Consider the following 13,325-nt stretch of genomic DNA (forward strand, 5'->3'; position numbering starts at 1 on the left):
GACTCGGCAATCAAACGTCGCCGTTGAGTTCAATCCGTGACATCTGCTTGGGGTAGTAGCGCCGAGCTTGTTCAGCCGAGATGTAGTCGTTTTTGATATCGTCCTGAATGGACTCCAGGCTCCGCGCTTTTGTCGGCCCCCAACCACCGCCGTTCGCCGTGACCAAACGCAGCAAATCGCCTTTTTCAAGCTCTACACGATTGGCTCGACTGAAGCGCTCGGTTGGCCCCTGTGCGCGAATGACTTCGGCGTAGTTGCACGAGCCTTCATGACCCGCGTCGATGCCCCACGGCGGGGTGATGCCGCGCCCGAAGAATGTTGACACCCAAGCCTTGGGCGAAAGGATTCGATAATCGAGCATTACCCCTCTTCCGCCACAGTGACGCCCCGCGCCACCCTCTTCATGATGAAAGCCATAGCGCTCGACCAACACCTCATAACAACGCTCAGTCAACTCGACCGGAATATTGCTGGTTTCACCATTGCCCACACAGAACTGACCGCTCTCCCCATCCTTGTCATGCCCGGCGCCCCAACCGCCAACCAACGGCTGAACCATGAGGTACTCATCATTGGTGATGGAGTGGCGCCCGTTCAATACCATTGAGCACACGGAGCCGAGTTGCCCAGCGATCAAGCGATCCGGCAACACTTGAGCCAATGCCCGACGTATCACATCGGCTGCTGCTACCATTGACTCGAAGTAAGCAGACACCGGCGCCGGACGCTGAGCCGTGCAGATGGTACCAGGCGGACAGATCACTTCAATTGGACGGAAACACCCGGCATTGGCCGCAATACCAGGTCGCACAACGCCCATGAACACCTCGCGTACCGCTGACTGCAGACCGCACAAGGTATTGTTGATCGGCCCTTGCGCTTGCAGGCTTGAGCCCGTGAAATCAGCCACGAAGCGACCTTCACCGATCTCGACTTTGACTTTCACCGTGAACGGCCCGTTGCCCAGGCCGTCTTCGTCGATGACGTCCTCGGCATAAAAAATACCCTTGGGCAGACCTGCAAACGCCGCCAGAGTCATCGCCTCGCCGTGCTCGAGCAACCGCTCGATGGCATCAAGGGTGGTTTCCTCGCCATACTTGGCCACGATCGACAACAGCCGCCGCTCCCCCACGCGCAACGCAGCTGCACAGGCATGCAGGTCACCCAGCGTCATGTCTGGCAGGCGGACGTTGGCAGCAATGATGTCCACCACAGCCTGATTGATCCGCCCACGGTCATAGATGCGTACGGTAGGAAACTGCAAGCCTTCCTGGTAAATCTCCGAGGCATCGGAGCTGAAGCTGCCGGGATCCTTGCCACCCACCTCCGTCCAGTGAGCCTTGTTGGCCGTCCAGGCGATCAGACGCTCCTTATGGAAAACCGGCATGATCATCGAGACATCCGAAAGATGCGTGCCACCGCCGCCGTAAGGGTCGTTGGTGATGAACATGTCGCCCGGCAAAATATCGGTCAGCGGGAATTTCTCCATCACGCTGCGTACGGCGCCATCGAGTGTGCCGATAAAGCCAGGAATGCCGTTGCCTTGGGAAATCAACTGGCCTGTCGCATCAGTAAGGCCAATGCCGTAATCCAGTGCTTCGTAGATGATCGGGCTCATGCTGGTGCGCTTGAGGGCAATGAACATCTCTTCGCCAATCGCAACCAAGGCGTTCTTGATGATTTCGCGGGTAAATGGATTGGCGTTGCTCATGCCGAAACCTCCTGCACGTTGATATGGATATGAAGGCCACCGAACTTGTCGACTTCAAGCCGATCGGCTGGGCGAACGACTGTCGTGGTGGTCGCTTCTTCGATGATCGCCGGGCCATCGATGCGCATACCGCTGAGCAGCGCCGAGCGTTGGTACAGGGGCGTCTTGACTGGTTGTTCAGGCTCGAACTCGACCCAGCGCCGCCCACTCAATGCAGCTTCGGCTGTAGTCGATGTACTCACACCTATGGGTGCCATGGGCGATTTTGGCACTTCGCCAAATGCCACCAGATGGAGGTTGACGACCTCGATCGGCAACTCCAGCCGGAAGGTGTAGGCCTGTTCATGCTGCGCGTGCAAGCGCTCGAGTATTGACGGCAACTGCAGCTCATCAAGGGCGACTTTGACGGTGTGTTCCTGGCCGGAATAACGCGCATCGATGTGCCATTCGAAACGGAGCTTTTCGCGCGACATGCCGTCGTCGGCAAATTGTGCTTCGGCAGTGGCCTGAAGACTGGCAAAAGCCCTGGTCAGGCCATGCAGCCCTTCGTCATCGAGCAGTTGAAGGTGAGTCTGTATGTAATCGCGGCGGGAATCGAGCATCAACATGCCCCACGCCGAAAAGACACCGGCGAACGGCGGAATGATGACTTTCGGAATCCCAAGTTCCGCAGCCAGGGCAGTGGCATGCAATGCTCCGCCACCGCCGAAGGCCATGAGCGCGAAGTCACGAGGATCATGACCACGGTTGACCGAAATCAACTTGAGCGCATTGACCATGTTGGCATTGGCGATTTGCAATACACCATGGGCCAGCAGCTTGGCCGATACGCCAATCTGTTCTCCCAGTTTCGCAAAAGCCTTTTCCACCCCGTCGACATCCGGTTTGATTTCGCCACCGGCGAAGTCATCTGGATTGATCCGGCCCGTATAGAGGTTGGCATCGGTGGTCGTCGGTGCCATGCCGCCTCGACCATAAGCGACCGGCCCTGGCGTGGAGCCTGCGCTTTGCGGGCCTACACGCAGACTACCCGCCGCGTCGACCCACGCCAGACTGCCACCGCCATTGCCGATTTCAACGATGTCCACGACAGGCGTCATGATCGGATAACCGGCACTGATCGCGGTTCTCTCGATGACGTAATCGTTGCTGATGTCCACCTTGCCGTCATGGATCAAGGAACACTTGGCCGTAGTGCCGCCGATATCCAACGCTAGCAACTGGTTTTCCCCGATCAACTGGCCGTAGGCCTGCGCCCCGAGAATGCCACCAACCGGCCCGGACTCCACCAGGCTGATCGGATCCTGCTTGGCCGCATTGACCGGGGAAATGCCGCCGTTGGACTTCATGATGAAGGGCGCTGACTGCAGCCCTTTATCTGTCAGGTGCGTGGACAAATTATCCAGATAGTCTCGCGTAGCCGGCATCACATAAGCCGACAACACCGTGGTATTGGTGCGTTCATATTCACGCAGTGCACGGCTGACCTGATGCGAAGCGATGACCGCCACTTGCGGCCACAACTCGCTCACGGCTGCCATCAATTGCTGTTCATGCACGGGGTTGCAATAGGCATGCAGCAGGCAGATCGCGATCGCCTCGACGCCCTCCCCGCGCAAGATGTCGAGCATGGCTGGCAGAGCTTCAAGGTTCAGTGGGGTGACGACTTCACCGCGATAATTCAAGCGTTCACAGACTTCCAGGCGCAGATGACGCGGCACGAAAGGCGGCGGCTTGCGGTAGTAGGTATTGAAAATATCCGGTGTATTGCCCCGGGCAATCTCCAGCACATCGCGAAATCCACGGGTGGTCAGCAAGGCGGTTTTGACGCCCTTGCGTTCGGTCAGGGTGTTGATCACCACAGTCGAGCCATGGGCGAAAAACTCGATATCGGCGTAACTGACGCCACTTTTGGCGACCGCATTGAGCAGTCCCTGTTCAAAGTTCGGCGGTGTGGTGTCGGCCTTGACCGCGTTGATCACGCCGTTTTCCAGGTAAACCAGGTCAGTAAAAGTGCCACCGATATCGGTAGCCACACGGATTGTCATAAGTCCTCCGGCAGTCAAGCTAACGCCGGCCAGCCGCAAGGCCGCCGGCTGTTATTCAAAAAGTGTGGGAAACGGTGAAGATCAGGCGTCCGTCGTTACGCAAGTACTCGCCACTGTTGTAGTAACGACCCGACAAGTCGGTGTCGACCCAGCTCAGTTTTGTATTGACCGGGCCGAAGCTGCGTTTGAGTGCAACTTCCCAGTTCGAGTATTCATGGGCGCCCGTCATTTCTGTCTGGCGAAAGTACTCGCCAAAAGAGTGACCGGCCAAGAAAGTGAGATCGACTGCCAACGGCAGATTGAAGGTGTAGTCGGCCGCCACATACTGTGACGACTGGGACGTGCTGATCATGTCATTGGAATAGTAGAGATAGGTATTGAGGTTACCGTAACCGAGACTGAATCCAATCTCCGGATAGTTGATGTTGTAGTTGGTCGAAGGGAACGTGTAGTAGTAACCGATCACGCCATAACGCAGGCCGTTTTCCAGTTGACCGTTATAGCCACCGTAAAAGTCGATCTCGATATTCGCGCCATCGTCATAGGGGTTGCCACTTTCATAGCTGTCGGTGTTTGTCGCCCAGGCGCCGACAAACAACCCGCTCTCGCCGGCCCAGTCCAGGCTCAAGCTCAATGCCGGATCATTGCCGGAGTAACCGATTCCACGAACCTGGTACTCGGAGGTCAAAGCCAATGTGCTGGACACCTGCGCATGGGCTACGCAACTGAACCCGAGTGCGGCTATCACGATGAGTCGGATGATATTCATTGAAACTGCTCCTGAACTTCTAAAGCTTTTTATGGGCGTTGCGGTTGGCGGAAAAAAGGCGAGCCAGCCCCGTCGAACACACACTGCAGTGTTCGTTTTTCTAAAAACGGGCATGGCTTCGCCCTCCGGGTAAACCCCGGGTCAACGCATTGGGTGGGGAGTTATCGGTTTACGAGTGCGACGGCACTACCGTAGAAACAGGGGTCAATCGGTGGAGCACCAGGTACGCGACGAGGGCGACCAGTAGTGAGTCCAACGTGGGTTGCGATGTCAGCGTCCAGCCTTCAAAGGACGTCATCCAGGCGACTGCACTGGCCAGCGTCCAACTGATCAGTGCCGGCCAGCCAAATGCGGCGGAATGCTTCAGTGCATCGATGTCATAGCGTTGATGACGTACCAAAAAGAAATCCGTGACATAGATACTCGCCAATGGCGGGATCACGATGCTCAAGGCCATGACGAAATCCAGGAAATGCGTCATGAACCCACCTACCGCCAGGCCGGTTGCCAGTACGCTCCCCCCCACTGTCAGCTTCCAGCTCGCTGTGCGACTCACGGTCGCCAGCGTGAGCGTTGCGGAATACAAATTTGCAGTGTTGGTAATCCACGTGGAGAACACGAGTACGGCCAAGGCCGGCAGCAATACGCCCAGGCTAGCCATGATCAACATGATTTCGCTCTGGCCGGTAATGATCGACAACAAGCCACCGACGATAAGCACAAACGGAAAACCTGCGGCCATTCCAAGAATGGCAATCAAGGCATCTTTTTCAGTACGTGCATAACGAGTGAAATCAGGCATCAATACCGGTGTCAGAATCACCATGCCGATGGTGCTGGCGATGGCCAGTGCCAGGCTGTCACCCGAGCCCGTGAACCCACCCAGCTGGCCGGGCGCTGCACGCTGGAAACCCAGGTACAACGCAAACAGCATGAACAGCGCCATGAGCGGCACCGAATAAATCGACAGCCGATCGAGGCCGCGCAGCCCATAAATGGCCATCAAGGTCATTAGGATGCTCCCCCACACACAGTGCACCCACGCCGGCGTGACAATGCCCCAGGAACTTTGCAACGCGCTGGCCACGGTACTGCCGAAGATATCCGCCGTGGCGGCGTAGAACCCCAGCAAGGTTACAGCCATGGTCAGGTTGATCAGTTTGGCGCCATGGCGGCCGAAGGAAAACTGCAGAATCATGTAGGTACTTAGCCGTGTCCGCACACCGACCATTGCGGTCAATGCAAACAGCAAGCCGAGCACCGCACATACCCCGACGAAAATCAGCGCAGCAGTCGAGAATCCAACTTTCTGAGTCACGTCTGCACCCAACCAGAACACCGGTAAGGTCATCCCTATCCCAAAAGTAATGAGCGCTAGCCCGGTTCCGGAAACCGTTTCGGACTGGGGCACGGGTATACGATCGTACCCGTCGGGAATCACACTTTCTGAACTGTTCATGCTCGCCTCTATACTGGCAACGCCTGCTCTCCCAATATGAAGTGGGAGGCAAACCGACTATTAGAATTGTTTTGAGGCGCTCGCGAACGCTGGAAACATGATGTCAGCCCCACTGAAATCTAACTGCGCTTTTGTAGGGGCCAGGAAAAACAATCAACGGTTATTCAGCACGAAACTGCATGTTGTTCGGTAGCGTTTGCCGCAGCAACCATGCGGCGACGTCTGGTTCCAGTGAGGCCGCCAATGACACCCGAACAGTCCAATGATAATCATCAAGCCATTGAGCTTCGACCTGGCTCAGCTGTCCACGGTCAATCAGTTCGATAGCAAACGGCGCCAGTGTAAGGGCCTGGAACGTGAGGAACCCCGGATACGCCTCGACCTCAACGACCTCATAGAGGTTCTCGATGCGGATCCCCAGCTCACCGGACAGGTAAACACCCGGCTCGATTGAGGTCACCATTCCCGCTTGCAGAGGTACCGCGCTGGCGTGGGGGGCAATTCTGTGGGGCCCTTCGTGCACATGCAGATAGCTGCCAACCCCGTGCCCGGTACCATGGGCGTAATCCAGCCCTTCTCGCCACATCACCTGACGCGCAACGCTGTCCAGTTGCTGGCCACTGGTGCCAATGGGGAACAAACAACTGGCCAGTGCAATATGAGCACGCAGCACGGTCGTATAGAGGTGACGCTGGCGTGCGGTGGCGGGACTGCAAGCCAGCACCCGGGTCACGTCGGTCGTGCCCTGGGGGTATTGGCCACCGGAATCAATCAGCAACAGCTCGCCGTGCTTGAGCTTTGCCGCCCGCCCAGGTTTGGGCAAGTAATGAGGTTGGGCTCCATTGGCACCGGTGGCCGCGATGGTCTCGAAACTCGCGCCTTGGTAATCCGGATGCCGAGTACGCCAGCCCTCCAGAGATTCGACAACCGATAATTCGCTTTGCCCGAGAAACCGGCCGCAGCGGCAGTGGAATTCATACAGAAACCGACACAAGGCGAGCCCGTCTATACGATGCGCTTCACGGCTGCCACGCAACTCGGCTGGCTGCTTGCAGGCACGCTGCAATAGCAGAGGATTTTGCGCCTCATAAAAGACACAACCGGCGGACTCGAACTGACGATAAACAGCCGCCGTGCACATTCGGCGATCAACCCATACCCGCTGGCCATACAGTTCGGCGATGGCCTGGTCGAGCCATTGAGGTGAACGCACAGACACCACAGCGGGCAGCCAGCCCTGAGGCAGCTGCAGACGGTCAGCGTCGATGAACCAGTCAAGTCTGCCGTCGGCGTACAGCAGGGCGCTGCTGAACGGCAATGGTGCGATATCGATATCCTGACCCCGCACATTCAACAGCCAGGCCAACATATCCGGCGCCGGCAGCCACAAGGCATCGCACTGTGAAGCGCCCAAGCTGGCAGTGAGGTGTTCGAGCTTGTCTTGCGCAGCCATACCTGCATGTTGCAGCCCCCAGGCAAGCACTTGGCTGTTTGGCGCCGCCGGGCGATTGCGCCAGCATTCAACCACCGGATTGTCCAGGGACTCGTTCCAGATGAAACCCGATTCCGTCGCCATGACTTGCCAGCGCGCGCACTCATCGACGCTGTGAAGCCTTGAATCGCAGGCGATGGTTGCGCCGGGTTTCAACTGCCCGCGCAGCCACCTGAACAGGCTGCTGTCGTCCAGCATCAAGGTCTCAAACTGAGCGCATTCCTGGCGGGCCTGCTCGGTATAGCGACCATCGACCAGCAGCGCCGCGCGTTCCTGTGTCAAAACCGCCAGCCCTACGCTGCCACTGAAACCAGTCAGCCAATACAAGGCTTCGTCAGCTGGGGCCAGGTCTTCGTTGAGGTATGCATCGCTACGGGGAAGCAAAAACGCATCGTATAGACGCGCTGCCATCATCGCCTTTACATCCGCAAGGCGCCCCATCACACACCTCGCCGCTGACGATAGGCTCGCACGATGGCGATCTCGGCCTCGGGCGGCAAATACTCCTGCGCCCCGGCATGGTTCCAGATCGCCTCGACCACCTCCATGCCCGCACAGACCTGCCCGAACGCCGCAAAGCCCAGACCGTCCGGATGGCGAGCGCCGCCATAATCGAAGTGCGGCTGATCGCCGATGCAGATGAAAAAATCACCCTCGGCACTATTGGCCTCGTCACGCCCCAACGACACACTGCCATGTCGATGGCTCAAGCCGGTCTGCAAAGTGCTTTCGAGTTCGACCATGGGTAAGTTATTGGCTGCCAGGGGGCGCGTGCCCCCATGCACGACACTAATGCGAACAGGATCTTCCGGTTGCTGATTGGACGGATTGACGATGCGGAAAATGCTGCTGCCGTCATAGCGACCACTGTCCACGTAGGCCAGAAAATTCGCGGTGGTCAGCGGTGCCTGCCGGCCAAACAACTCGAGTGTAAAGGCCCCCAGTGTCGTTTCCAGGGTGACGTACGCAGATGCAGACATGGTTGTTCTCTCCCTCAGGATAAAACCACCATTGTCCGCAAAGACGGCGATGCAAAAGATTGAGATAGCCTGTGTGCATTGCACTTGTTGCGGGATGCGCGGGCATTTACCGCAGATTGTGCAGCTCGCTCGCCGTCACTCCCGCCAAATCAGATTCTCTAGCGGATAGCCGGCAAACCACTTGGTTTTGTCGAGAATGATGTTGCTGCTGATTTTCAGGATGTTGGGGTTTTCATCGAGCAGTTGCTCACAGAGAGTATTGAAATCGGTAACGGTCGAACAGGTTGCCAGGGCGATGTAGTCGAACTCGCCATCGACTTTTAGGCAGTCGACCAGCTCACGACGCTTGGCAATGAAGCGTTCGAACTGAACACGCAGATGCCCAGCATGATCGCGCAGGCTGAACATGACATAGGCCATGACGTTGATACAGATCGCATCGATATCGATCGACGCCATGTAGGCGCGAATGTAGCCGGCATCCTCAAGCGCCTTGGTTCTTTGCAGGCAGGCGCTGGGGGAAAGATTGATCTTCTCGGCCAGCTCCAGATTGCTGATCCGAGCATTGCATTGCAGATTTTCGAGGATTGCTCGGTTGATACGATCCAGCTTCACTTTTTTCATGTTGCCTCTACGCCAATCAACAATAGACCCTAGGATCTAGCGAAAAAATTTGTGCCACGAGACTGACATGAGGCTAGCAATCTGGATAGTCCATACGTTATGTCCTCAATCGCAATCATTTTTGTACATTCTGGCACTAGCGAATAGCCAACACCGATCTCAGCTTTCGACTGAAGAAAAGAGCTTTGATCAATTGATGGTCAGCTTTCCATAGCACTCAACGAAAGCTTAATTTTGGTCGGCGAATGTCTGCACTACGCGGTCAGCAATGCTGAAATGGTAAGGTTCGAAGGCCTTTTGGGAGATGAATATTTCGATGTGCTGGACGCATGGAGGAAGAAAATGCAGCACGAGGAACCAGTGATTGGCAAGGAAACCACTCGCGCCTACATCCAACCCCCAGATCGTTTCACAATTGAAGACCTGGGGTGGAACCGCCGAATATTCGTGTCCACAAAAGGTAGCCGATCAGCGATCTTGTGGAATCCATGGCAAGAGCGAGCGCTTCTCCTCGATCAGTTTCAGGAGGACTCTTGGAAAAACATGGTGTGCCTAGAAACGGCTCGGTTCGGTGATGACATCCTTTGGCTAGCACCAGGAGAGACGAACATCATGGAGCTCAATATTGCGGCTGAAAAAATTCCTTAGGCAGTCAGATTACAGAAAAAAGAGCGTGAACGCCTTTTAGTAGTGAAACTCAAATTACATATTCAATAAAACTACAAGATATCCAAAGACAGGCTGAAATTTCGACTTATTTTAAATAAGCGACGCGCTGGCCTTAAAACAACTACCATCAGCGTCGCCAACACGGAATTCCCAATTCAGGTCAATTACTGAACTAAAAAAAATTGAATTTTTTCAAGACCGCCCTACCTATCAACAGAAGGACAGATAACTCCGTTAAATTTCGACATGGCGAGCGATACAGCTACTCAATCTCTATCGGAAGAGTAAAGCCAGGTTTTATTCGATCCATGACGACCAGTGTCTTAAAGTGCTTAATATCCAAATTATCGTAGAAAAATTTTCTTGTGAATCGTTCGTAATCCTCCATATCTTTAGAAGTTACAACCAGGACAAAATCAGAATCACCTGTCACATAGTAACCAGTCATAATTTCAGGTGTATTTCTTATTGATCTCTTAAACTTGTCTATGATGTCGACTCGTTCTCTTTCAAGAGAGACCAAAACCAACATGAAGACATGGCGCCCGACGGCTCTAGGGGAAACGATCGAAACGTCAGCCTCAATCACTCCTTCTTTGCGTAACGCCTTCAAACGCCTTTGGCAAGCTGTTGCCGATAGGCCGACAGTCTCACCGAGCTCTTCGGATGTGATGCGATTATTTCTCTGAACCGCATTTAGAATACTCGCATCAATTCGATCCAAATTGATCATGCAGCTTTTCCTCGCTATGTCTTGTTTTTACGCAGTAAATAATCGTGATATCTCTATCAACGCTGATTTCTGTGCCGAAGATCTCATAAACTGACATTCACGGCAACGGGGAAAAATTGCGCCGAAGGTGCAAGGAAAGGACTTCGAGAGAAAGGACTGCCTAGCCAGCATTGCGGATGACTGGTGCAAATAATAAAGACAAACCTTTCTCATCTCATCAAAAACTGCCTTCAACAAAAATCAAAGTGGGAGTTCCAAAGATGAAAAAAATTACGCCATTCCTGGGAGTCGTAGGACTCGTTGCTTCACTCTTCGTTGCCAACGCCCACGCTAAAAGCATAGAAGAAATTCAAAGCTCTGGAAAAATCACCATCGGCACTGATGGGACATTCCCTCCTTTCCAGTTTTTTGATAACGGGAAGCTTTCTGGATTTGAAATCGATGTTGGGAATGAAGTTGCACGACGTTTAGGCGTAACAGCTGAATGGAAACCGATGTCCTTTGACTCCCTACTCGCAGGTCTTTCACAAGATCGCTGGGACATTGTTATTGCCTCGTTTACCGTCACCGATGAACGAGCGAAAGCGGTTCACTTCACGTCCCCACTATACTGCAGCGGTGGAGTCGTTGTAAGCAACAAGCCTGAAATCAAAACTGCTGTTGATCTGAGTGGTAAGGTAGTAGCCGCACAAACCGGTTCAACTTACTTCCAGAAAGCGGCCACTATCCCTGGTGTGAAGCAGGTTCGAAATTTTGCTTCAGACAGTGATGCTCGCAACGCAATGGTATCGGGACGTGCTGACGCCTGGATCACTGATAAATTTGTAGCCAAACTCTCTATTGATAAACAACCGACGCGCGGAATGGCAATCGGGGATTTTTTGTTTTCTGAAAAAATCGCTTCCGCAGTTAAAAATGGCAATGATGGGCTGGCCGCAGCATACGACAAAGCGCTTGCCGATATGCAATCCGATGGCACCTACGAAAAAATCTCTAAGAAGTGGTTCAACGAAGATATTCGTTGTATCTAACTTTTAATAGCATGCAAGTGTAGGTTTATTAGTTTTCGAGGTCGCATCATGTCTACAAGCGCAAAAGTTTGTGTCCCACCGAGCAAGGGGTTCAAGCTGAATAAATCTTTGCTTAAGGGCTTAACCGCCATTTTCATTACGATTGTAGTGCTTTTCGCAATGGAGGCAATACTCAAGCTTTTTCCGAATCCGATATCCCCAAACGCCAAAGAATTGGCAGAAGCTGTATGGGTAACTGTGAAGCTCACCCTCACGGCGGGCGCTGTAGGTGTAGTCGTAGGCACTGTGATCGCCTTGGGAAATGCATCAAGCTTTGCTCCATTCCGCTGGGTCTGCTCATTCTACGTATGGGTTGCTCGTGGAACACCTTTACTCCTACAAATCCTGTTCGTGTTTTTCGCTCTGCCCGTGCTCCTTCCCTTCTTGGAGTTCAATGACTTTACCTCTGCCGTGGTGGCATTGGCCTTCAACATTGGCGCTTACAATGCGGAAGCTATTCGCTCCGGTTTGCTATCAGTTCCGAAAGGTCAAATAGAGGCTGCCCATGCTCTTGGCCTTTCGCGTTTCACTATTTTCACAAACGTTGTAATGCCTCAGGCGCTTAGAATTTGCTTGCCTCCACTTGTGAATAACGGTGTATCGCTGCTGAAAGACTCGTCACTGGCTTACGCAATTGGTGTTGTCGAGCTATCAAATGCCGCCAGTCGCATTCAGTCAGCTACATTCGAACCTGTACCCGTGCTTATCACGTCCGCCATTATCTATCTTACGCTTACGACCGGACTGACCCAGGTTACAAATGCACTTGAGCGCTACCTAAGCGTAGAAAGGAGGTGATTATGGGAAACAATACTGCAGCGACATTGATTAATGTTTCTGGCGTCAAGAAAAGCTATGGCACGACGTGTGTACTAAAACGTGTGAACGTGGAAGTTAAGGCGGGCGAAGTCATCGCAATTCTGGGAGCTTCCGGCTCAGGTAAATCTACCTTTCTTCGACTTCTCAACCGACTGGAAAAGCATGAAGAAGGCTCCATCGTAATTGATGGTGTTGAGGTATCTGATAAAGCATCTAACTTGGCAGCTCTGCGCCGCGAAGTCGGAATGGTTTTTCAATCATTCAATCTTTTCCCTCACTTGAGTGTTCTTGATAACCTTTGCTTGGCACCTATGAAAGTCCGAGGATTATCTCGAGCAAAGGCAGTTTCACTCGCTACTGACCTTTTGCTTAAAGTGGGAATGTCCGAACATGGCCATAAATATCCACACGCTTTATCAGGCGGACAGCAACAGCGGGTCGCAATCGCGCGTGCTCTAGCGATGGAACCTCGAATTCTTCTTTTTGACGAGCCTACATCCGCCCTTGATCCTGAAATGGTGAACGAAGTACTCGATGTAATGAAACGGCTAGCCGCAACGGGCATTACGATGCTCATTGTGACTCATGAAATGGGTTTCGCCAGCCAGGTGGCGGATCGAGTGATTTTCTTCGATCAAGGCGAAATAGCAGAAGACCTACCACCTTCACAGTTTTTTGGCGAAAGTAACAACCCTAGAGTTAAAGCTTTTCTCGGTCGAGTTCTACAACCGGGAATTTGAATGCAGGTCGCACAACATTTAAAATGTTGTGCGACTTAATTAAATTAGCAAAATTAGAAACCACAAAAATAGCCAATAACAGCCCCTACAAAAAGAGCAACACAGAAATACTCCAAACTAAATAAATACTAATAAAGCGCCCCTATCTCGCTCGGAATCCGCCAGTAAAAATGCAGTAACTTGATCCACTATAACAAAAAACGAATAAAAA

Annotated in this window: 12 protein-coding genes; 4 read left to right on the forward strand and 8 right to left on the reverse strand. The window is 53.5% G+C overall.

Going from position 1 to position 13,325, the window contains the following annotated elements:
* Nucleotides 1-10 precede the first annotated feature (10 nt).
* The 7 genes from B0D71_RS02810 to B0D71_RS02840 form a co-directional block, all read right to left on the reverse strand.
* Entirely contained in the window at nt 11-1,711 is a 1,701-nt protein-coding gene (locus tag B0D71_RS02810) for a hydantoinase B/oxoprolinase family protein (protein ID WP_103393378.1), read from the reverse strand.
* Nucleotides 1,708-3,759, reverse strand: coding sequence for a hydantoinase/oxoprolinase family protein (locus B0D71_RS02815; protein WP_205885959.1), 2,052 nt, complete (start codon nt 3,757-3,759; stop codon nt 1,708-1,710). The genes B0D71_RS02810 and B0D71_RS02815 overlap by 4 nt, the downstream gene beginning before the upstream one ends.
* A gap of 55 nt (nt 3,760-3,814) precedes the next feature.
* The gene (locus tag B0D71_RS02820) at nt 3,815-4,528 is read right to left on the reverse strand and encodes a TorF family putative porin (protein WP_165798677.1); all 714 of its coding nucleotides are present in this window, start codon (nt 4,526-4,528) and stop codon (nt 3,815-3,817) included.
* Between the two features lie 169 nt (nt 4,529-4,697).
* A complete protein-coding gene (locus tag B0D71_RS02825) occupies nt 4,698-5,987 on the reverse strand; it encodes a purine-cytosine permease family protein (protein ID WP_103393380.1) in 1,290 nt (429 codons plus the stop codon).
* A 160-nt stretch (nt 5,988-6,147) separates the two neighbouring features.
* On the reverse strand, nt 6,148-7,920 hold the full coding sequence (locus B0D71_RS02830) for an aminopeptidase P family protein (protein ID WP_103393381.1): 1,773 nt from the start codon (nt 7,918-7,920) through the stop codon (nt 6,148-6,150).
* Nucleotides 7,920-8,459: a peptidylprolyl isomerase gene (locus tag B0D71_RS02835; RefSeq protein ID WP_103393382.1), complete on the reverse strand. Its 540-nt coding sequence runs from the start codon at nt 8,457-8,459 to the stop codon at nt 7,920-7,922. The genes B0D71_RS02830 and B0D71_RS02835 overlap by 1 nt, the downstream gene beginning before the upstream one ends.
* Nucleotides 8,460-8,594: 135 nt before the next feature.
* A complete protein-coding gene (locus tag B0D71_RS02840) occupies nt 8,595-9,083 on the reverse strand; it encodes an Lrp/AsnC family transcriptional regulator (RefSeq protein ID WP_103393383.1) in 489 nt (162 codons plus the stop codon).
* A gap of 234 nt (nt 9,084-9,317) precedes the next feature.
* On the opposite strand from B0D71_RS02840, the gene B0D71_RS02845 reads away from it, so the two are divergent.
* A complete protein-coding gene (locus B0D71_RS02845; RefSeq protein ID WP_103393384.1) occupies nt 9,318-9,731 on the forward strand; it encodes an aldose epimerase family protein in 414 nt (137 codons plus the stop codon).
* 283 nt (nt 9,732-10,014) lie between these two features.
* Here B0D71_RS02845 and B0D71_RS02850 read toward each other — a convergent pair whose 3' ends face one another.
* A complete protein-coding gene (locus B0D71_RS02850) occupies nt 10,015-10,485 on the reverse strand; it encodes an Lrp/AsnC family transcriptional regulator (protein ID WP_103393385.1) in 471 nt (156 codons plus the stop codon).
* A 176-nt stretch (nt 10,486-10,661) separates the two neighbouring features.
* Between B0D71_RS02850 and B0D71_RS02855 the strand changes: the two genes are divergently transcribed.
* From B0D71_RS02855 to B0D71_RS02865, 3 genes are read left to right on the forward strand one after another with little or no spacing between them, the layout of a single operon-like run.
* On the forward strand, nt 10,662-11,516 hold the full coding sequence (locus B0D71_RS02855; RefSeq protein ID WP_205885960.1) for an ABC transporter substrate-binding protein: 855 nt from the start codon (nt 10,662-10,664) through the stop codon (nt 11,514-11,516).
* A gap of 48 nt (nt 11,517-11,564) precedes the next feature.
* Complete coding sequence (locus B0D71_RS02860; protein WP_205885961.1) at nt 11,565-12,353, forward strand: amino acid ABC transporter permease; 789 nt, start codon at nt 11,565-11,567, stop codon at nt 12,351-12,353.
* A 2-nt stretch (nt 12,354-12,355) separates the two neighbouring features.
* Nucleotides 12,356-13,114 carry an amino acid ABC transporter ATP-binding protein gene (locus tag B0D71_RS02865; RefSeq protein WP_103393387.1) on the forward strand — a complete coding sequence of 253 codons (759 nt, stop codon included), beginning with the start codon at nt 12,356-12,358 and terminating at the stop codon, nt 13,112-13,114.
* Nucleotides 13,115-13,325 lie beyond the last annotated feature (211 nt).

The sequence above is a fragment of the Pseudomonas laurylsulfativorans genome, from assembly GCF_002906155.1.
GTDB lineage: Bacteria > Pseudomonadota > Gammaproteobacteria > Pseudomonadales > Pseudomonadaceae > Aquipseudomonas > Aquipseudomonas laurylsulfativorans.

Bases quoted from the DNA above. Each gene is read 5' to 3' on its own strand.
- B0D71_RS02815 (WP_205885959.1), bottom strand. From the start codon at position 3,759: ATGACAATCCGTGTGGCTACCGATATCGGTGGCACTTTTACTGACCTG.
- B0D71_RS02810 (WP_103393378.1), bottom strand. From the start codon at position 1,711: ATGAGCAACGCCAATCCATTTACCCGCGAAATCATCAAGAACGCCTTG.
- B0D71_RS02855 (WP_205885960.1), top strand. From the start codon at position 10,662: ATGACTGGTGCAAATAATAAAGACAAACCTTTCTCATCTCATCAAAAA.
- B0D71_RS02825 (WP_103393380.1), bottom strand. From the start codon at position 5,987: ATGAACAGTTCAGAAAGTGTGATTCCCGACGGGTACGATCGTATACCC.
- B0D71_RS02850 (WP_103393385.1), bottom strand. From the start codon at position 10,485: ATGATCAATTTGGATCGAATTGATGCGAGTATTCTAAATGCGGTTCAG.
- B0D71_RS02840 (WP_103393383.1), bottom strand. From the start codon at position 9,083: ATGAAAAAAGTGAAGCTGGATCGTATCAACCGAGCAATCCTCGAAAAT.
- B0D71_RS02860 (WP_205885961.1), top strand. From the start codon at position 11,565: ATGTCTACAAGCGCAAAAGTTTGTGTCCCACCGAGCAAGGGGTTCAAG.
- B0D71_RS02820 (WP_165798677.1), bottom strand. From the start codon at position 4,528: ATGAATATCATCCGACTCATCGTGATAGCCGCACTCGGGTTCAGTTGC.
- B0D71_RS02830 (WP_103393381.1), bottom strand. From the start codon at position 7,920: ATGGGGCGCCTTGCGGATGTAAAGGCGATGATGGCAGCGCGTCTATAC.
- B0D71_RS02835 (WP_103393382.1), bottom strand. From the start codon at position 8,459: ATGTCTGCATCTGCGTACGTCACCCTGGAAACGACACTGGGGGCCTTT.
- B0D71_RS02865 (WP_103393387.1), top strand. From the start codon at position 12,356: ATGGGAAACAATACTGCAGCGACATTGATTAATGTTTCTGGCGTCAAG.